Genomic DNA, 17,965 nt, shown 5'->3' on the forward strand with positions numbered 1-17,965 from the left:
CAACGGCCGCGTCCGGTGCGTGCACGAGCGACTCCCGACAGGGCCGACAAATCCCTTCAAGGACCCGAGGTCGGTCAGAGGCTGGGTCAAACCCTGCCGGGAGAAGCTCCCCTCCATCATCACTGTCAGAGGGCGTTTCCTGGAGGGCCGTCAGCCGGAGTGCGGCGGGTGGGCGGCCACGGCAGCGCGTAAAGGATGAAAGGGCTCAGCGGAGCGCGGGGGCGTCGGAGAAGACTTCACCGAGGACACGCCGCTGCGTCGGGAGGGCCTGCGCGTGGCGGGTGCGGCCCTCGTCGGTGATGTGGACGAAGACCCCCCGCCGGTCGGCGTCGCAGACGCCGCGGGTGACCAGCGACGACTTCTCCAGGCGGGCCACCACGCGCGACAGCGCGCTCTGACTCAGGTGGACCTCGTCGCAGAGCTCCTGGATGCGTAGCTTCCTGTCGTGATGGACGATCCGGTCCAGGACCTCGAACTCGCTGGGCCCCAGGCCGTGCCGCTCGCCCAGCTCGCGCTCCAGCGCGCACATGGCCTTGGCGTGTTTGGCCAGGACGTAGTGCCAGGTGTCCACCACGAACTGCTCGTCCATGTCGCGGAGGTTACCACTTCGCTAAAACTCATGCAATGGAATTAAATGCGGTTGCATTAGATGCGCCTGCATGTATTGTTCTGACTCATGTCCTCTCCCTCATCCCGGTGGAGCGCGCTCGCCGTGCTCTGCGCAGTGATATTCCTTGACGCCCTTGACGTCTCGATGGTCGGTGTCGCCCTGCCCGCCATCCAGCACGACCTGGGCCTGACGACGTCTTCTCTGCAATGGGTGGTCAGCGGCTACGTGCTCGGCTACGGCGGTCTTCTTCTGCTCGGGGGCAGGACCGCCGACCTGCTCGGGCGGCGCAGGGTGTTCCTGGTCGCCTTGGGTGTCTTCGCCGTGGCGTCGCTGCTCGGTGGTGTCGTGGACGACGGCGGGCTGTTGATCGCGGCCCGGTTCGTCAAGGGTGTGGCCGCCGCGTTCACCGCGCCCGCCGCTTTGTCGATCATCACGACGACTTTTCCCGAAGGGCCGGAGCGCAACAGGGCATTGAGCATCTTCACCGCCTGCGGCGCCAGTGGCTACTCGCTCGGCCTCGTGTTGTCCGGGTTGCTGACCGAGATCGGCTGGCGGTGGACGTTGCTGATGCCGGTGCCCGTCGCGATCATCGCGCTGGTCGCCGCGCTGAAGGTGCTGCCCAGGGGCAGGGAGGACCGTGCCGAGGGCGGGCACGACCTGGTCGGCGCCGTGACCATCACCGCCTCGATGTTGCTGCTGGTGTTCACGGTCGTGCAGGCGCCCGAGGCCGGTTGGGCCTCGGTGCAGACGATCGGCTCGCTCGCGGGCGTGGCCGCGCTGCTCGCCGCGTTCGTCTTCACCGAGTCGAGGGTGCGCCACCCGCTGGTGCGGCTGGGCATCCTGCGCTCCGGGCACATCGTGCGGGCCAACCTGGGGCTGCTCATCCTCATGGGCTCGTACGTGTCCTTCCAGTTCGTGGCCATGCAGTACTTCCAGAACCTGCTCGGCTGGTCCGCCCTCGGCACCGCCATGGCGTTCCTGCCCGCCGGCGTGCTCGTCGCGGTCACCTCGACCAAGATGGGCGACTTCGCGGACCGGTTCGGCACCGGCAAGCTGATCGTCATCGGCGCCGCCGCGCTGGCCGGCGGATACGCGATCTTCCTCGGCATCGACCGCACGCCCAGCCTGGGCGGCATGGTGATCCCCGGCATGATCCTGCTGGGCATCGCGTTCGCCCTGTCGTTCCCCTCGCTGAACATCCAGGCCACCAACGGCGTGGACGACGACGAGCAGGGGCTGGCCTCCGGCCTGCTCAACACCTCCGGCCAGGTGGGAGGCGCGATCGTGCTGGCCGTGGTCACCGCGGTGCTCACCTCGGGCGGCGAGACGCTCTCCATCGGGGCGTTGCGCGCGGCGATCGTGGTGTCGCTGGTGCTGGCCCTGGTCGGGGTGGCGATCTCGGCGACCGGCCTGCGTGCCCGCAAGGCGGTGGTGGCCGCCGAGCCGGACGACGTGAAGGCGTACGAGACTGTCTGATGGTCTCTCACGGTGGGCTCCGGGCGGGGCCCACCGTGCTCCACTGATCGGGCAATTCTGCCGGAATGATTCTGCTTCCCCAGAAATCAGACCTGCGATAGCATCTGCGCGTTAGGTGTACGAAAGGTACTGATGTGGCGGATGCATTTCAGGCGACGATCGAGGAAATGGCAGCTGAGGTCAATCAGCAGATCGCGCGCATCCGGGAGACCTGCACGGAGTTCGCCGCCATCGAGCACACGTCGCGTTCCAAGGACGGGCTGGTGAGCGTGACCGTCGGCGCGCACGGCCGGCTCTGCGGCGTCGAGCTGAATCCCCGTGTCTATCGCACGCTGTCCCCCTCTGAGCTCGCCGAGGCGATCATGCGGCAGGCCGAACAGGCCAGTGCCGCGGTCACCGAGCAGAGCAAGGAGCTCATGACGCCCCTCATGCCCGAGGGAACGCTGGTCGACGAGATCTTCGGCGGGACCGCCACACTGGACGCCTTCCTCCCGGGACCCGTGGAGCCGGCCCCGTGAGCGACGGCTTCTCCGTGGAGCCGGCGTCGTTGCGCCGGCACAGCGCCGTCTACAGCGACCTCAAGAGCAACGCCGAGGAAGCGCGTGACGGCCTGCGCACCGCCTTCGACCAGGACAGGAACACCCTCGGCAACGACGAGTACGGCGCCGAACTGGCCAAGAAGCTGCCCGGCATCGAGCAGAGCGTCTTCCAAGCCCTGAAGGCCTACATCGACGAACTCGACGACCTCGCCTCGGGCCTGCACGTCTCCAGCCGCAACTACGAGTGGGCGGACCGGCCCTCCAACGGCCGCGCCTGATCGTCCGTGGGCTTCGACGGATTGCTCGTGCCCGACTGGGCCAAGCCGTATGTCGGCTGGGTGGTCGGCATGGACTGGCCGGAAGGGGACGAGACCGGCTGCTTCCGGCTGGCCGACGCCTGCGTGACCGCCGCGCACCGGCTCGTCGAGGGCACGGAGGCCGACCAGCCGCGCAGCGCGCACAAGATCGGGGTCGCCTGGGACGGCGAAGCCCACCTCGCCTTCGCCACCCACGTCAAGCAGATGGCCGACGGGCGGGTCGTCGCCCTGGTCGAGCGGTTGATCAACACCGCGGTCTCGCTCAACGGCGTGGGTGTGCAGATCCAGTACACCAAGTACATGATCGAGGCCACCGTCTGGCTGCTGATCGGGCAACTGGCGGTTCTGCTGCGCGCCGCCATCGCCAACAAGGCGGTGCTGGCACTCATCCCGCTGCGCGTACAGATCGCGCGGATGACGGTCGCGCAGATCGCCAAGACGTGCCTGCGCAACATCCTCATCTTCGCCGGCATCGTGGGCGGCATGGACCTCGGCATCCAGGTCCTGCAGATGATGCAGGGCCGCAGGGACGAGATCGACGTCCGGCAACTCGCGATCTCGGCGCTGAGCGGCGGCGCCATGGGCGGGCTCATGGGGCTGCTCTCCGGCGGGCTGTCCCGGCTGGCCACACCCGCCCTGCGGGCCGGCCTGACCAGGGCAGAGATGTCCGCGGCCGAGCGGCTGCTGGCCGCGGCCAACTCCTCCCTGTACGGGCAGGCCGCGCAGTACGCCGTCACCGGCGGCATCACGACCGCGGGCACCATGCTGGCCCAGGGGAACTTCAGCTGGGACCTGCTGGCCAAGGGCATCACCTCCAGCGCGCTCGGGGCGGACGGGCAGCACCTGGTCACGGGTTTGCCGCATGGCGGCGACGGCCCGGTCCGTACGGCCTCAGGGGACCCTTCGCCCGTTCCCGACCCGCGCCCCGCCCCCGACGGACCGGGGCGTTCCGCCGATCCGGGCCGGGACCCGGGGCCGGGCGCCGCCCCCCAGGCCACGCCCCGCGCGGCCCCCGACGGATCGCTGCCGGGTCCGGCCTCGTCCGGCCACCCCGCCGCGCACCCACCCGAGACCGCTCTCGCGGCCGTCACGGAGCCCCGGACCGCCGTCAACCAGGTGACCAACGGGTCCGGCGCCCCCGACCAGGTGGCGAACGCGCACTCGACGGCGGTCTGGAAGAGCCCCGAGCTGCTGCCTCACCAGGCCGAAACCGCCACGTCCCGCCCGGCTGCCGAAACCATGCCGGTCAACGCGTCCACGCCGAAGTCGGGGACGAACGCCGTTCCGGCGTCCCGTCCGGACGGGACGCCGGTGTGGAAGGGCGCCGACACCTCCACCCAGCCACCGGGCAGCGCGGCTTCACGGGCTGAGGCTGCGGCGAGCTCGCCGGACAAGCCCGAGATCCATCCGCCCCGTACCGTCGAGATCGACGCCCTGGGCGAGACGGCCGTGCACGATGTCACGGTCCCGGAGAACCCGATGGCGGCGGCGCAGGCCCTGGCCGACGGCATCACGGGGGTGACTCCGCGGGAACGGGCGGCGATCCGCGACTGGCTCGCGCAGGTGCTCGCCGACGGCGACCGCGACGCGTGGACCGGCCACCTCCAGAGCGGGGTGGCGCTCAGCGTCGGGGACAAGGTGCTCTATCTCAAGCTGCGGCCCGACTCGTTCACGCATGTGGAGCAGCCGGGCGTGCCGCCCGAGAAGCCGGTCGCGTTCGGCGGGGACGGCGTGGAGGGCAAGTCCGCGCAGACCTCCACCAGGGACGTGTCCGGAGGTGTGGTGCGCAACCTGTACGAGTCGCCGGACGCGGCCGAGGAGTCGACCGCCCTGCCTCGTACGGGCATCTCCGAGACCTCGCGCACGACGCAGGTGAACAACACCGAACTCATGAGCGGCCACAAGACCATCTCGGCGAAGCACGACTACTTCGTCGCGGACCTCGCCATCGACGTCTACCGCGACGGCCAGAAGGTCACCTCGACCGCGAAGGTGCCCGAACTGGCCGTGACGCTCCCGTTCCCGCAGCAGTTCAACCGCACGGGGCCGCTGCTGGACGCCGACCATCCGCCCGCGCTCCCGTGTTACGAGGTCCCGCCCGGAGCCGCTCACAAGTTCCGCGATCACGGGGTCACCGTCACCGGGATGGACCTCACGCCTCTGGTGCTGGAAGTGCAGCGCCGGGCGCTGGCCGAGGGCGTGCCCCCGCGCGAGGTGGCCAAGATCATCGAACACCTCACAGGGACCGTGCTGAACGAGCAGGGGATCAAGAACCGCAGCCAGGCGTTGTTGTCGAGCGGGGCGGTCTCCGAGGCGGTCCGGTACAAGACCTCCGCAGTGCGTTCGGCGGAGGAGTCCATCCGGGTCACCGGGGAGGTGACGCGGGTGGAGGCCGTGGACGGGGACGGGCGGCCGCTCGTCGAGACGATGCTCCGGGACGACATGGGGCGGCGCACCGGCGAGGGCGTGTCGTACCGGCAGGGCAAGGACCTCAACGTCCATGTGGGCGGCAAGGTCGGCGTGCACTTCGGCGGCGCGGTGGAGGCCATCGGGCGGGTCATCGGCGGGTTCGGCTTCGGTTCGGATCACGGGACGACGACCAGCAGGGCACACGGCAACCACACCGTCGTGAACACCAGGGGCGACGTCACCATGTACGACGCCCACATGCGCCTGCACGTCGAGACGGAGACGATGGGCACGTTCGCGGTCGATGTGCGGGCCGAGCTGGCCGTGCCGACGCGCGACGCGGCGGGCATGGAACGGGACGTCTTCGGCCACGACGTTGGCCGGCCGGGTGAGTTCAACCGCATCCAGGAGGAGCTGGCCGGCCTGCATCAGGAGGTGGAGCGCGCACGCGAGGAGTTCGCGGCCGGCGAACCCGAAGGTGCGCCCGCGAACCGCGGCGGCTACGACCCGCACCCCCTGGAGCCGGAGACGCTCGCCGCCGGGCGGGGGCCGGGACTGGGCAGCGGCATCCGGGTCCACGTGGACTCGCGGCTCTTCACGGAGCTGCGCCAGGCCGTCGAGCAGGCACTGCCCGACCTGCCGCAGAACGTCAGGCGGCAGGTCGTACGCGACCTTGAGCATCGTTACGGCGGCGCCGCCCTGGAGGGCGACCTGACGTACGCCCTGCACGGGATCAGGTACGAGAAGACGATCGCCGGCCACACCATCGAGATCGTGGCCGAGGGCGTGCTCGGGCCTCGGCGCGAGGTCGGCTCGACCAACATGACGGTGAACGAGCGCAGGATCACGGCGTGGAGCGGCACGAGCCAGCGGGAGGTCTCCGGCGGGCTGCGCGGGGAGGTCGCCGCCGTCGCGCGCATCGACGTGGGCGAGGCGCTCAGGACCGGTGTCCCCCATGGCCTGCTCAAGGTCGACGCCCCCAACATCGTCGGCTCCGGGAGCGGCACGAAGGCGGACGCCGTCGCCTTCACCTCCGGGCACACCAGGTACGACCGCACGGAGACCAGCGGCGAGGGCTTCGTCTTCACCCGGGACCTCTCCTTCGACGTCAAGATGCGGATCTCCCAGGACGGCACGGAGACGGCGAACACCTCGTGGCGGGTCGAGGGCAGCAGGGCCGAGATCGTCGTCCCCAATCCGCACCTGCCGGAGACGCCGGTGCTCGCGCGGGACGTCACGAACGTGGGCCGCATCGAGACGTCGTCCGAGCCGCCCCACGACGTGTGGGCTCATGGCCGGCTGCACGCCATCGTCCGCCTCGGTGCCATGCCGGACCTGGCCCAGGCGGTGGCCAAGGTCCACGCCGGCTGGGCAGAGGTGCCGGTGCCCGCGCAGCGGCTCGACGTACCGATGGTGCTGGAGACCGCCACCGACGTGATCAAACTGGAGACCATGATCACGTCCCACCCCGACGGCCTGCGGTACACCGTGTCCGAGCGGGGCGGATGGCGTTACGAGGTGCACGTGCGGGCCGACGTCGCGGGGTTGACCCACACGAAGTCGGAGGCCGGGGTCGAGCACGAGTCGTACACGAGCAGCAACTCCCGGGCCACCGAAGGCGAGCGCAGCTCCCGGAGCCTGGGCGGGCACGCGCGCGCCGGTGTGCGTGTCACGCTCGGCAACGACGGTACGGCCGAGGGCGGCGCCGCCCACGCCGGGACCGAGCACAAGATCATGGCGCGGGTGGGCGGGCACGCCGCCACGAAACAGATGTCCCTGAATACGACGTACCGCGGCGGCAGCGACGTCGCCCGGGTCACCTACGGCGACGGCGGCACCTCGCACTGGTACCGCGGCGACCTCGTCCTGACGGTGACCCCGAGCAGGACCGACGGGACCGTCGTCGAGCGGGGTGAGCCCTCCTACATCCGCGTGGACCAGATCACGGACGTCGTCCTGCCCGACGAGATGGCCCGCCGGCACGCGCTGGACGGTCCGGAGTACGGTGAGCCCGCCACGTCCGCCGGGTCCGCCGGGTCCGCCGGGTCCGCCGGGGACACGGCCCGCGCCTACTCCGCGCCGGAGGCGGCGATGAGCACCGCCTTCGTCGATCATCTCGACGCGGGGGACGTGCTGCCGACGATCGTGGAGACGCTCCGCAAGGAGGGGCTGCTGTTCCCGGGCCAGGAGTTCACGAACCACCCCGTGGCCGAGCACCTGCGCGGTCACTTCGGCCAGGACGCGCTCGGCACCAAGCTGGGCGAGCTCCGCGGGAACGGAGTGTCCTCCTGGCTGCTCGTCACCGACGAGCACGGCCGGATCACCGAACGCGTGGGCGTCAGGGTCACAGCCGAGATCGGCGACGGGGCACACGTCGGCGAGCGTTCCGACACGGGCCTCATGCTGCGCAGCGAGCGCCTCGGCGGCGATCTGAGCCTGCACGAGAAGGGGGCGGACCACGGCAAGGAGGCGCTCGCCCGCTACATCAACAGCTCGCACGGGAACATCACGGGAGCCGAGGGCGGGGTCGCCAACTTCCATGACGCCCACGCCGTGGACGCGACCGGGACCAACGTGAAGGACATCAACCGGTTCCAGACGCGTGAGGCGCCGCAGGAGTTCACGCATCCGGTCACGTACGACATCACGCTCGAACGGGCCAAGGTCAGCGCCGTCATGGAGCCCGTCCAGGGCGGAGCCCGCGGTCTGCTGCTCAAGGTGGGCGAGCTGACCGGGCACGACGGCGCCGTACGGTTCTTCGACCGGCACGTCGGCGTGACCACCACGGCCGACGCCGTCGCACACGGCCAACTCGGCCTCCTGGTGCCGGGGCACCTCACCACGGAGGTCCCGCACGGCACGCCGGTCCTGGCGGGCACGCCGGTCGCCGCCGCGGACCCGCGATGGGCGGATCCCGCCGGGCCCAACCCGGCGACCGCGACGCTCGTGAACGCCATCCCCAGAGGGGACGTCAACCAGGTCGCCTTCCCCGCCGCCACGCTGGTGGAGGGCTGGGCGCCGCTGGCGACGGTGCCGCCGCGGCTCCGGGAGGGGGTGCCCTCGCTGGACGACCGTCCCAACGGGTTCGGGCTCTCCCGCCCCGAGGGCATGGCCCTGACCGAGGCCACCAAGGAACGGACCATGCGCGCCCACCTCGGGGAACTGCTCGCGCACGAGTACGAGATCCCCGGGGTCGGCCGGGTGGGGGTCGACGTCCATGAAGCCCGCGAGATCGGCGGTGCGGAGGTCAAGCAGCGCGTCTACGCGCAGACCATGGACACGACCGGCCACGGTCAGGGGGAGGGCAAGGGCAGGGCGGCCCGGCGCGGTGCGTCCGGCAGCCTGAGCAACCCGTCCCCGGATCACGGCGACGGCGCGGACGCCGGTCACGGCACCCCGACCGTGGGCTACGGCGGTGTCGGCGGCGCGTCGAAGGTCAGGGAGGAGGCCGGGTCGCGCAACGGTGACGTGCTCGAACGCAACTTCCTGGAGGAGGTGCACACGAACACGTATCTCGAATGCGACATTTCCGTCGTGGTCTACGGCAAGGGCCGGCCCTTGGTGCTGGACGTGGACAAGGGCCTCTATCTGAGGCTCACCCCGCAAGGGCTCGCCGGCTTCGAGGCCGCGCATCCCGCGGTCATCGTACGATGAGTCATCAGTCGTCACGCTGGGCATCTACCGGGCATGCGCACGCCATCCCCGCCCGGTTCACTGTCGTCCAGCCGTTCAGCACGTGCGGTCGTCTCCCTCGCCTGCCTGGCCGTGCTCACCGCCTGCGGCACCGTTCACCAGGCCACGCTGCCGGACACCCCGGCGGCGACCGAGAGCGGCCCGGGTCCCGGCACGCCGTCCGCGAGCGGGAGCGGGCCAGGGCCTGACGCGCCGACCAGCACCGCCGAGGTGGACGTCGATCGTGGCGGCATGGAGCCCGCGGTCGTGACGGCCGTACGGTATGCCGCGCACGAGACGTACGACCGGCTGGTCGTCGATCTACGGGGCGATATACCGGGATACAACGTGAAATGGGTGGACGAGTTCGTTCAGGATGGCTCCGGCAAGCCCCTGGGCGTGCGTGGCGGCGCCTATCTGCAGCTGACGCTCTTCCCCGCCAACGCCCATGACGACGAGGGCGTGTCCACCTGGGGCGGCGGGCCCGTCTACCCGGCGCACCTGACCAACCTCAGCGACGTCGTCAGGACCGGCGACTTCGAGGGGCGCGTGGGGATCGGGCTGGTGTTGTCCAGGCAGGCCGCCTTCCAGCTCACGGAGCACAGGTCGCCGAACCGTCTGGTCCTCGACGTGGCACACTGACTCCGTGGTGAGAAAGATAGAGGGCCCGGCCCGCATTCCCGTACCGGGTGGAAAGATCATCGACGAGCACGTGGGCCGCGTCGGCAGCGGCGACGAGGCGATCTCCATCGCCCACATGACGGCCCCGCCGGGCTGGGAGGAGCCGGCGCAGACGCCGTCGTTCACGGAGTACACCGTGGTCCTGCGCGGCACGCTGGTCGTGGAGCACGCCGAGGGCACGACGCGGGTCGAGGCCGGGCAGTCGGTGGTGACGGAGCCGGGGGAGAAGGTCCGTTACAGCGTCGGGCCCGAGGGGGCCGAGTACATCGCGGTGTGCCTGCCCGCGTTCTCACCCGAAGCCGCGGGCCGCGACTGAAGCGTTCGCGCTTCGATCACCGCGACCGAATGCCGGGCAGTACTCATATCATGGCGTGATGAGCCCCACACTTGACGAGATCCGGCGGGCTCCCAAGGTGTTGCTGCACGATCACCTCGACGGCGGGCTCCGCGCCGAGACGATCGTCGAGCTGGCCCGGGAGATCGACTACGGCCGGCTGCCCACCACTGATCCCGACAACCTGCGCCTGTGGTTCGAGGAGGCGTCCGACTCCGGATCGCTCGAACGTTACCTGGAGACGTTCGACCACACGGTCGCCGTCATGCAGTCCCGCGACTCGCTCGTGCGCGTGGCCGCCGAGTGCGCGCAGGACCTGGCCGCCGACGGGGTGGTCTACGCCGAGGTGCGGTTCGCGCCCGAGCAGCACACCACCACGGGGCTGAGCCTCGACCAGGTCGTTGAGGCGGTGCTCGACGGGTTCGAGCAGGGCTCGCGCGGCCGGGGCATCCGGGTGGGCACGCTGCTGACGGCCATGCGGCACCAGGCGCGCTCCAGGGAGATCGCCGAACTCGCGGTGCGTTACCGCGACGGCGGCGTGGTGGGGTTCGACATCGCGGGGGCCGAGGCCGGCTACCCGCCCACGAGGCATCTCGACGCCTTCGAATACCTGCAGCGGGAAAACGCGCACTTCACCATCCACGCGGGTGAGGCGTTCGGGCTGCCGTCGATCTGGCAGGCCATCCAGTGGTGCGGCGCCGACCGGCTCGGGCACGGCGTGCGCATCATCGACGACATCTCCGTGGCCGGCGACGGGTCGGCGAAGCTGGGGCGGCTGGCGGCATACGTGCGCGACAAGCGCATCCCGCTGGAGATGTGCCCCACCTCCAACCTGCAGACCGGGGCCGCGGCCTCGATCGCCGAGCACCCGATCGGGCTGCTGCGGCGGCTGCACTTCCGCGTCACCGTCAACACCGACAACCGGCTGATGAGCTCGACCAGCGTGTCGCTGGAGTTCCACAAGCTGGTCGAGGCGTTCGGCTACGGCTGGGACGACCTGCAGTGGTTCGCGGTCAACGCGATGAAGTCGGCGTTCATCCCGTTCGACGAGCGGCTGGCGTTGATCAACGGTGTGATCAAGCCCGGGTTCGCGCAGATCAAGTGGCAGCCGTGAAACGTACCTACCGCTCCAAGACCGCGTTCGTGCTGGCGTGGGTGTGGGTGGCCTTCGTCGCCTTCAACGTCTACGACCTGATCACCCGCTACAGCGGCAAGCCGTCGCTGGTGGCGCTGGCCGTGCTGGGGGCGCTGACGGCGCTGGTCTACGCGGTCGCGTTGCGTCCCGCCACCGTCCTCACGGAGGAGGCGCTGGTGGGGCGCAACCCTTTCCGCACCACCTACCTGCCCTGGGCCTCGGTCGAGGACGTCACGGTGTCGCACTCCGTCAACGTGCACTACGGCGACGAGCGGGTGTTGCGGTTGTGGACGCCGATGAGCAGCGCGCGGGAGCGGGCCAAGGCGCAGCGGCGCGGCGCCCCCGCGCCGCAGCGGGGGCGTTTCAGGACCGAGCCGACGTTGTCGAAGGGCGAGCAGGCGGCGGTGGAGGCGTTCGCGGGCAAGACGCACGCCGACTATGTGGGCGAGCAGATCCGCGAGCGCGCCGAGTCGGCCAGGCGCCGCCAGGAGGAGGCGGCGCCGGTCCGGGTGACGTGGTCCTACGACGCGATCGCGGTGCTGGTCGTCGCGGTGGCGCTGGTGGTCGCGGCCATCGTCGTCTAGCTCCTCCGGGGGGTCGACCCAGACAGAGGTGATTCGTTCCTCATGACGACGGACCTGGAGGCGCACCGGGCCGAGCTGACCGGCTACTGCTACCGCATGCTCGGCTCCGGGTTCGAGGCCGAGGACGCTGTGCAGGAGGCGTTCGTCAGGGCGTGGCGCACCTACGACCCCGGCCGCGGCCCCCTGCGCTCCTGGTTGTTCCACCTGGCCACGAACGTCTGCCTGGACATGCTCCGCGGCCCGCAGCGCCGCGCCCGCGCCATGGACCTCGGCCCCGCCGCCGTCCCCGGCGCAGCCCTGGGCGAGCCGCTGCCCGAGAACCGCTGGGTCCAGCCCGTCCCCGACGCCCGGGTGCTCGATCCAGCCGACCTGGCGGTGACGCGGGAGACGATCCGGCTGGCGTTCGTGGCGGCCCTGCAACACCTGCCGCCCCGGCAGCGCGCCGTCCTCATCCTGCGCGACGTGCTGAAGTGGAGCGCCGCCGAGACGGCCGCCCTGCTGGACACCACGGTCACCTCGGTCAACAGCAGCCTGCAGCGCGCCAGGGCCCGGCTGCCCGCCTCAGAGCCTCTCGACGAGGAGGTGGACGAGGGACTGCTGGCCCGCTACGTGGCGGCGTTCGAGAGCTACGACGTGGACACGCTGGTGTCGCTGCTGCACGAGGACGCGACGTCGTCCATGCCGCCGTTCACCTGGTGGTTGCGGGGGCGCGAGGCGAGCCGCGCGGTCCTGCTCGGCTCCGACGCGCCGTGCGCGGGATCGCGGCTGGTCCCGACGCGGGCCAACGGCTGCCCGGCCTTCGGCCAGTACCTGAAGGGGGAGGCGTTCGCCCTGCTCATCCTGGAGGTGGCCGGTGGGCTGGTCGTGGGGCAGACCACTTATCTGGATCCCGGGTTGTTCCCGGTTTTCGGGCTGCCGATGAGTTTCGAGGGCGCGCTCCGTACTGAGAGGTGAAGGAGGAATCATCGACATGCCACAGATCATCGAATTCCCGGAGACCCCGTACATCGGGGTGCGCCGCGCCATCACCATGACCACTTTCGGGCTGGTCGCCGACCGTATCGGCGAGATCGTCGGCTGGCTGGCCGCACGCGGCGCCGCGCCCGCGGGGGCGCCGTTCCTGAGGTACGACAGCATCGACATGGCCGGCGACCGGCTGGTGGTGCAGGCCGGGGTCCCGGTCGCCACTGCCTTGGAGGGCGAAGGAGACCTGTTCGCCGACGTCCTGCCCGCCGGCCGGTACGTCACCGTCTCCCATCACGGTCATCCTGACCAGCTCATGGACGTGACCGAGTCCATGCTGGAGTGGGCCAGGGAGCAGGGGCTGGAATGGGACATGACGGAGAAGGACGGGGCCGAGCACTGGGGGTGCCGCCTGGAGCTCTACAACACCAACCCGATGGAGGAGCCCGACCCCGCCAACTGGGACACCGACCTTCGCTTCCGCCTGGCCTGACGACTTAGGTCCGGCACCGAGGGGGTGGGGAGACTCAGGTCCAGCGTCCTGCCCGCCCCCACGGCCGGCCCGTCCGTGACGCCGGTGGCCAGGACTCAGCGCCAGACGTCGAGCAACTGCTCCGGGGTGATGTGCGTGACGCCCTCCACGGTGCAGCCGCTGCGGGAAACGGCGTAGAGAGGCGTCGAGGAGTCGGCGCCCTGCACCTGTGCTTGATGGACGATGAGCTCGCGCAGGTCATGGCCGTCGAAGGGCCGGTTCTCCAGCCACTTCACGGAACCGACCATGGTGATCTTCTTTGCGACGGGCTCCTTGTCAGCGCCGATCAGGTCGATTTCCGGATTGTTGGTCCTCGTCCAGTAACCTCCGATCGCATTGGTCTCTTCAGGAAGGCCGTCCATGCGACGAAGTGACTCACGGATGAAGGGCTCCACCGCGACACCGCGCCACGACGTCCACGAGCTTTCGATCTGCTCGAGCACGAGGTCGCCACGGTGGCGTTCGATCTCGGGCACACCTGGTTCGATGAAGGACAGCCAGAAGCGCAGGTGCGTGTCCGCGATGTGGTAGCGGCGGTCCTTGGAGGGACGGACGGACAGCGGAACCTCTGTCGTGACCATGCGCTTCTCCTGGAGGATCTGCAAGCCGCGCTGGACCGACGTGCCCGGCATTCCACCAGCGGCCTTGGAGATCGAGGAGTAGGTGCGATGTCCGGATCCGATCGCTTTCAGCAGAGTCCTCGCCTGTGCTTCGGATGGGAACTCCGCCGCCATGGTTCGCTCACCGCTGACGGTCAGCGTCGAGGTGGGGTCCGGGATGGTGGCACGCAGGAACTCCTGCGCGGTGGCGCCGGACGGCCATTCCTCAAGGATCATGGGCATGCCGCCGGTGATCAGGTGCGCGTCGATGGCCTCCGCGGCAGGCAGGCCGAGCTTGTCGGCCACGTCGGCGACGGTGAGGGCATTGACCACCATCTCGGAGGCCCGCATGTAGAACGGGCGGTCGTACTGGTTGATCGCCTCCATGACGGACAGGTCGGAACCGATGAGGATGAGCAGCATGGGACGGCGGGAGAAGTGGCGGTCGAAGAGCCACTGCAACACGCCTTCAAGGTAAGGGTCCTTCTGGATCATGTAAGGCAGTTCGTCGAGGACGACGATGCTCGGCGAGTCCTGGGGGACCGCTTGGGCCAATATCTGCAACACGTTGTCCCAGGAAGTGGGCGTGGCCCGGTCGAAAAGCGACGCATCGGGCAGGTCTGAGGCGGCCGCGCTTGCGATGAAGTGCTTGAGCTGGTCGGCCTTCGACTGCCGAGCTGCTGTGAAGAAGAGGCTGGGCACGCCGCTCCGGCGGATGAACTCCTCCGCGAGCCGCGACTTGCCTACTCGGCGCCTCCCGCGCATGAGGATGGCGCGGCCAGGGCGGTCGCCCGCGCCTACTCGGGTGAAGAAGCGGCCGAGCTTGTCCAGCTCGCGTCGACGTCCGATGAAGTGGTCCATACGAGAGCCCTCCCAGCGGCAAGCATCCACGTTTGGTTCATCCACTGACGGTGCAACCAAATTTGGATGTAAGCCTACCGCTGGCGATTACTCTCCGCGCATGAACGCCAAATCCTTTCCCCACGCATCCAGGACATGGCCGTGGCCCGCGGCGCGTGCGTGCGGCTCCAGGTCGTTCAGCAGTCCCCGGACGACTCGCGGGGCCTCGGGAGACAGGGCGGACGTCAAGGCGCGGCAGAAGCTCCTCTTCCGTCCAGGCCTCCAGCGGATGGCGCCGCAACTCCCACCCCAGATACTTGTTGTACGGCCGCAGCCGCCCATGCGACGCGAACACATACGTGAGGAAGTACGGAACGGCCTCCGCCCCGTCCAGCAGGGCCCCGGCGAGGTTGCCGTCGCGGTCGTTCTTCAGGCAGCGATACGCGCTGTTCAGGAACGCGCCCAACGCCTCCGACGCGACCGCCTCGGCCTCGGACGGGGTGAGGGTGGCTTTGGCGACGATCAGGTACAGGTCGTGGTCGGAGCGGGCGGTGGCGGTGCCTTCGCGGGCCTGGGAGCCGCTCAGCACCAGCCCCAGGGCCTGAGGATCCGGCCCGACCCTGCCCAGGAAATCCTCGAACGTCTCCATCCGGCCTAGAGTGCCAGCCGGGCCCCCAGATCCGCCTGCACATTTTCGAGCTGCTCCGCGGCGCGGGCCCTGGCCTCTGCCGGGGTGCCCGTCACCGGGACGACGACCTCCAGGTAGCACTTCAGCTTGGCCTCCGTGCCGGAGGGGCGTACGACGACGCGGGCGTCCCCCGCGAGCGTGTACCGCAGGCCGTCCGTCGGTGGCCGGCCGCCGTCGCCCTTGAGCAGGTCGTCGGCGCGTTCCACCGCCCTGCCGCCGAGTGTCGTGGGCGGGTCGGTGCGCAGGCGGGTCATGGCGGCGCTGATCAGGGACAGGTCGGCGACCCGGAACGAGAGCTGGGAGGTCGCGTGCAGGCCGTAGCGGCGGGCCTGGTCGTCCAGGAGGTCCAGCAGGGTACGGCCGTCGCGTTTGGCCGCTGCGGCGATGCCCGCCACCGTCAGCGCCGCGCCTATCCCGTCCTTGTCCCTGACCGGCAGGCCCGCGTCCGACCCGATGCTGTAGCCGAGGGCCTCCTCGTAGCCGAAGACCAGGCCGGGGCCCGCCTTGATGATCCACTTGAAGCCGGTGAGCGTCTCGCCGTACCGGACGTCGTACGCACGGGCGATCTTGGAGAGCAGGGTCGAGGAGACGATGGTGGTGGCCACCATGCGGTCGCCGGTGGTGTGCGTGATCACGTGCTCGGCCAGCAGGCCGCCGGTCTCGTCGCCGGTCAGCATGCGTACGCCGCCGCCGGGCAGCGGCACGCCCACCGCGCACCTGTCGGCGTCGGGGTCGTTGGCCAGGACCAGGTCGGCCTCCAGCTTGGCGGCCAGCGCGACCGCGAGGTCCATGGCGCCCGGTTCCTCCGGATTGGGGAAGGAGACCGTGGGGAAGTCGGGGTCGGGGGCGCGCTGCTCCTCGACCGCCATCGGGGTCTCGAAACCGGCGGCCAGGAAGGCGCCCGTCAGGGTCGCGGCGCCGACCCCGTGCAGGGGGGTGTAGGCGATGCGCACGTCGCGGGCCTCGCCCAGGGGGAGGGACGTGACGGCGGCGATGTAGTCGTCGACGATGCCCTCGCCCAGGTCCGTACGGGTGCCTGGGGCGTTCAGGGGGAGTTCGTCCACGCGGCCGACGGCGTCGATGGCGGCCGAGATCTCGGCGTCGAGAGGCGGCGTGATCTGGGAGCCGTCGGCCCAGTAGACCTTGTAGCCGTTGTCGCGGGGCGGGTTGTGGCTGGCCGTGACCGTCACTCCGGCGTCCGCTCCGAGGTGGCGGATGGCGAAGGCCAGGACCGGGGTCGGCAGCGGGCCGGGCAGGAGCGAGGCGTGCAGGCCCGCGCCCGTCAGCACCGCCGCGGTGTCATGGGCGAAGACGTCCGACTTGTGTCTGGCGTCGTAGCCGATGACCACGTGCTTGCCCGGCCCGAGCACCGCGGCCAGGCCGGCGGCGGCGCGCATGACGGTGACGCGGTTCATCCGGTTGGGGCCCGCGCCCAGTTCGCCGCGCAGGCCCGCCGTGCCGAACTCCAGCTTGGCCCCGAACCGGTCCTCCAGGTCCGCCAGCGCCTCCAGCGCCTCCGAACCCGCCCCCGAATCCGCCAGCGCCTCCAGCGCCCCCGAATCTTCCAGCGCCTCCAGACTCTCCCGGCCCGAAAGGTCCTCCCGGCCCGAAAGGTCCTCCCGGCCCGAAAGGTCCTCCCGGCCTGACAGGTTCTCGCGGTCGATCAGGCCCGCCAGGTCCTCGCGGTCGAGCAGGGCGGAGAGCTCGGCGCGGGTGTCGGGGTCCGGGTCCTGGGCCAGCCAGCGCCGGGCCTCCTCCAGGAGCGCGGCGGTGCGCCCGTTCACAGGCGGTCCACGACTTTGGACAGGAGCACGCCCATGCGGGCGGCCGTGGCGCGGCCCACCTCCAGGACCTCCTCGTGGTTGAGCGGCTCGCCGGACAGGCCCGCCGCCGGGTTGGTGACCAGGGAGAGGCCGAGCACCTCCAGGTTCGCCTCGCGGGCGGCGATGGCCTCCAGGACGGTGGACATGCCGATCATGTCGCCGCCCATGGTGCGGAGCATGCGGATCTCGGCCGGCGTCTCGTAGGTGGGGCCGCGGAAGGCCACGTACACGCCTTCGGCCAGGCTCGGGTCGACCTCGCGCACCAGCGCGCGCAGGCGGGGCGAGTAGACCTCGGTGAGGTCGATGAACGTGGTGCCGGTGATCGGGTTGGTCCCGGTCAGGTTGATGTGGTCGCTGATCAGGACGGGGTCGCCGACGTTCTGCGTCTCGGGCCGCAGGCCGCCGGCCGCGTTGGTGAGCACGAGCGTGCGTACGCCCGCCGCCGCCGCGGTGCGTACGCCGTGCACGACCGCGTCCACCCCGAGACCCTCGTACAGATGGGTGCGCCCGAGGAAGATCAGCGCGTGCCTGCCCGCGGAGGTGCGCACGACGCGGATCTTGCCGCCGTGCCCCGCCACGGCGGGCGCGCGGAAACCGGGCAGGCCGGTGAACGGGATCTCCTTCACCGTCTCGCCGATCGCGTCGGCGGCGGGCACCCACCCCGACCCCATGACGAGCGCCACGTCGAAGGTGTCGAGGCCGGCGGCGCTTCGCAGCTCCGCGGCGGCCTCGCCGGCCAGGGTGTATGCGTCGTTGGTCACAT

The 17,965-nt window shown here is 70.5% G+C and carries 15 protein-coding genes; 10 read left to right on the plus strand and 5 right to left on the minus strand.

From position 1 onward, the window contains the following. Positions 1–205: 205 nt before the first annotated feature. A complete protein-coding gene (locus tag ACFPZ3_RS22320) occupies positions 206–589 on the minus strand; it encodes a MarR family winged helix-turn-helix transcriptional regulator (RefSeq protein ID WP_379516130.1) in 384 nt (127 codons plus the stop codon). An 87-nt stretch (positions 590–676) separates the two neighbouring features. On the opposite strand from ACFPZ3_RS22320, the gene ACFPZ3_RS22325 reads away from it, so the two are divergent. The 10 genes from ACFPZ3_RS22325 (at position 677) to ACFPZ3_RS22370 (ending at position 13,213) form a co-directional block, all read left to right on the plus strand. Next, the gene (locus tag ACFPZ3_RS22325; RefSeq protein ID WP_379516131.1) at positions 677–2,086 is read left to right on the plus strand and encodes an MFS transporter; all 1,410 of its coding nucleotides are present in this window, start codon (positions 677–679) and stop codon (positions 2,084–2,086) included. A 167-nt stretch (positions 2,087–2,253) separates the two neighbouring features. After that, positions 2,254–2,604 carry a YbaB/EbfC family nucleoid-associated protein gene (locus tag ACFPZ3_RS22330; RefSeq protein WP_379516132.1) on the plus strand — a complete coding sequence of 117 codons (351 nt, stop codon included), beginning with the start codon at positions 2,254–2,256 and terminating at the stop codon, positions 2,602–2,604. Continuing rightward, positions 2,601–2,903 carry a type VII secretion target gene (locus ACFPZ3_RS22335; RefSeq protein WP_379516133.1) on the plus strand — a complete coding sequence of 101 codons (303 nt, stop codon included), beginning with the start codon at positions 2,601–2,603 and terminating at the stop codon, positions 2,901–2,903. Before ACFPZ3_RS22330 ends, ACFPZ3_RS22335 begins: the two co-directional genes overlap by 4 nt. Positions 2,904–2,930: 27 nt before the next feature. Further along, positions 2,931–9,005, plus strand: coding sequence for a WXG100-like domain-containing protein (locus ACFPZ3_RS22340; protein WP_379516134.1), 6,075 nt, complete (start codon positions 2,931–2,933; stop codon positions 9,003–9,005). Positions 9,006–9,038: 33 nt separating this feature from the next. Continuing rightward, on the plus strand, positions 9,039–9,665 hold the full coding sequence (locus ACFPZ3_RS22345) for an AMIN-like domain-containing (lipo)protein (protein ID WP_379516135.1): 627 nt from the start codon (positions 9,039–9,041) through the stop codon (positions 9,663–9,665). Positions 9,666–9,669: 4 nt separating this feature from the next. Beyond that, positions 9,670–10,020, plus strand: a complete 351-nt coding sequence (locus tag ACFPZ3_RS22350; RefSeq protein ID WP_379516136.1) for a cupin domain-containing protein — start codon at positions 9,670–9,672, stop codon at positions 10,018–10,020. A gap of 58 nt (positions 10,021–10,078) precedes the next feature. Further along, on the plus strand, positions 10,079–11,152 hold the full coding sequence (locus ACFPZ3_RS22355; protein WP_379516137.1) for an adenosine deaminase: 1,074 nt from the start codon (positions 10,079–10,081) through the stop codon (positions 11,150–11,152). Further along, positions 11,149–11,757, plus strand: a complete 609-nt coding sequence (locus ACFPZ3_RS22360) for a PH domain-containing protein (protein WP_379516138.1) — start codon at positions 11,149–11,151, stop codon at positions 11,755–11,757. Before ACFPZ3_RS22355 ends, ACFPZ3_RS22360 begins: the two co-directional genes overlap by 4 nt. 42 nt (positions 11,758–11,799) lie before the next feature. Beyond that, positions 11,800–12,711, plus strand: a complete 912-nt coding sequence (locus ACFPZ3_RS22365) for a sigma-70 family RNA polymerase sigma factor (protein WP_379516139.1) — start codon at positions 11,800–11,802, stop codon at positions 12,709–12,711. Between the two features lie 16 nt (positions 12,712–12,727). Then, on the plus strand, positions 12,728–13,213 hold the full coding sequence (locus tag ACFPZ3_RS22370) for a GyrI-like domain-containing protein (RefSeq protein ID WP_379516140.1): 486 nt from the start codon (positions 12,728–12,730) through the stop codon (positions 13,211–13,213). A 95-nt stretch (positions 13,214–13,308) separates the two neighbouring features. On the opposite strand, the gene ACFPZ3_RS22375 is transcribed toward ACFPZ3_RS22370, so the two are convergent. From ACFPZ3_RS22375 to ACFPZ3_RS22390, 4 genes are read right to left on the minus strand one after another with little or no spacing between them, the layout of a single operon-like run. Beyond that, entirely contained in the window at positions 13,309–14,712 is a 1,404-nt protein-coding gene (locus ACFPZ3_RS22375) for an ATP-binding protein (RefSeq protein ID WP_379516141.1), read from the minus strand. Positions 14,713–14,749: 37 nt separating this feature from the next. Continuing rightward, the gene (locus ACFPZ3_RS22380; protein ID WP_379516142.1) at positions 14,750–15,340 is read right to left on the minus strand and encodes a hypothetical protein; all 591 of its coding nucleotides are present in this window, start codon (positions 15,338–15,340) and stop codon (positions 14,750–14,752) included. Between the two features lie 5 nt (positions 15,341–15,345). Beyond that, positions 15,346–17,163 (minus strand): phospho-sugar mutase, encoded by a 1,818-nt coding sequence (locus ACFPZ3_RS22385; RefSeq protein ID WP_379516143.1) that lies wholly within the window; start codon positions 17,161–17,163, stop codon positions 15,346–15,348. Next, on the minus strand, positions 17,160–17,963 hold the full coding sequence (locus ACFPZ3_RS22390) for a purine-nucleoside phosphorylase (protein WP_379516144.1): 804 nt from the start codon (positions 17,961–17,963) through the stop codon (positions 17,160–17,162). The genes ACFPZ3_RS22385 and ACFPZ3_RS22390 overlap by 4 nt, the downstream gene beginning before the upstream one ends. Positions 17,964–17,965 lie beyond the last annotated feature (2 nt).

The organism is Nonomuraea insulae (assembly GCF_042656245.1).

Bases quoted from the DNA above. Each gene is read 5' to 3' on its own strand.
- ACFPZ3_RS22320 (WP_379516130.1), bottom strand. From the start codon at position 589: ATGGACGAGCAGTTCGTGGTGGACACCTGGCACTACGTCCTGGCCAAA.
- ACFPZ3_RS22325 (WP_379516131.1), top strand. From the start codon at position 677: ATGTCCTCTCCCTCATCCCGGTGGAGCGCGCTCGCCGTGCTCTGCGCA.
- ACFPZ3_RS22330 (WP_379516132.1), top strand. From the start codon at position 2,254: ATGGCAGCTGAGGTCAATCAGCAGATCGCGCGCATCCGGGAGACCTGC.
- ACFPZ3_RS22345 (WP_379516135.1), top strand. From the start codon at position 9,039: ATGCGCACGCCATCCCCGCCCGGTTCACTGTCGTCCAGCCGTTCAGCA.
- ACFPZ3_RS22355 (WP_379516137.1), top strand. From the start codon at position 10,079: ATGAGCCCCACACTTGACGAGATCCGGCGGGCTCCCAAGGTGTTGCTG.
- ACFPZ3_RS22365 (WP_379516139.1), top strand. From the start codon at position 11,800: ATGACGACGGACCTGGAGGCGCACCGGGCCGAGCTGACCGGCTACTGC.
- ACFPZ3_RS22370 (WP_379516140.1), top strand. From the start codon at position 12,728: ATGCCACAGATCATCGAATTCCCGGAGACCCCGTACATCGGGGTGCGC.
- ACFPZ3_RS22375 (WP_379516141.1), bottom strand. From the start codon at position 14,712: ATGGACCACTTCATCGGACGTCGACGCGAGCTGGACAAGCTCGGCCGC.
- ACFPZ3_RS22380 (WP_379516142.1), bottom strand. From the start codon at position 15,340: ATGGAGACGTTCGAGGATTTCCTGGGCAGGGTCGGGCCGGATCCTCAG.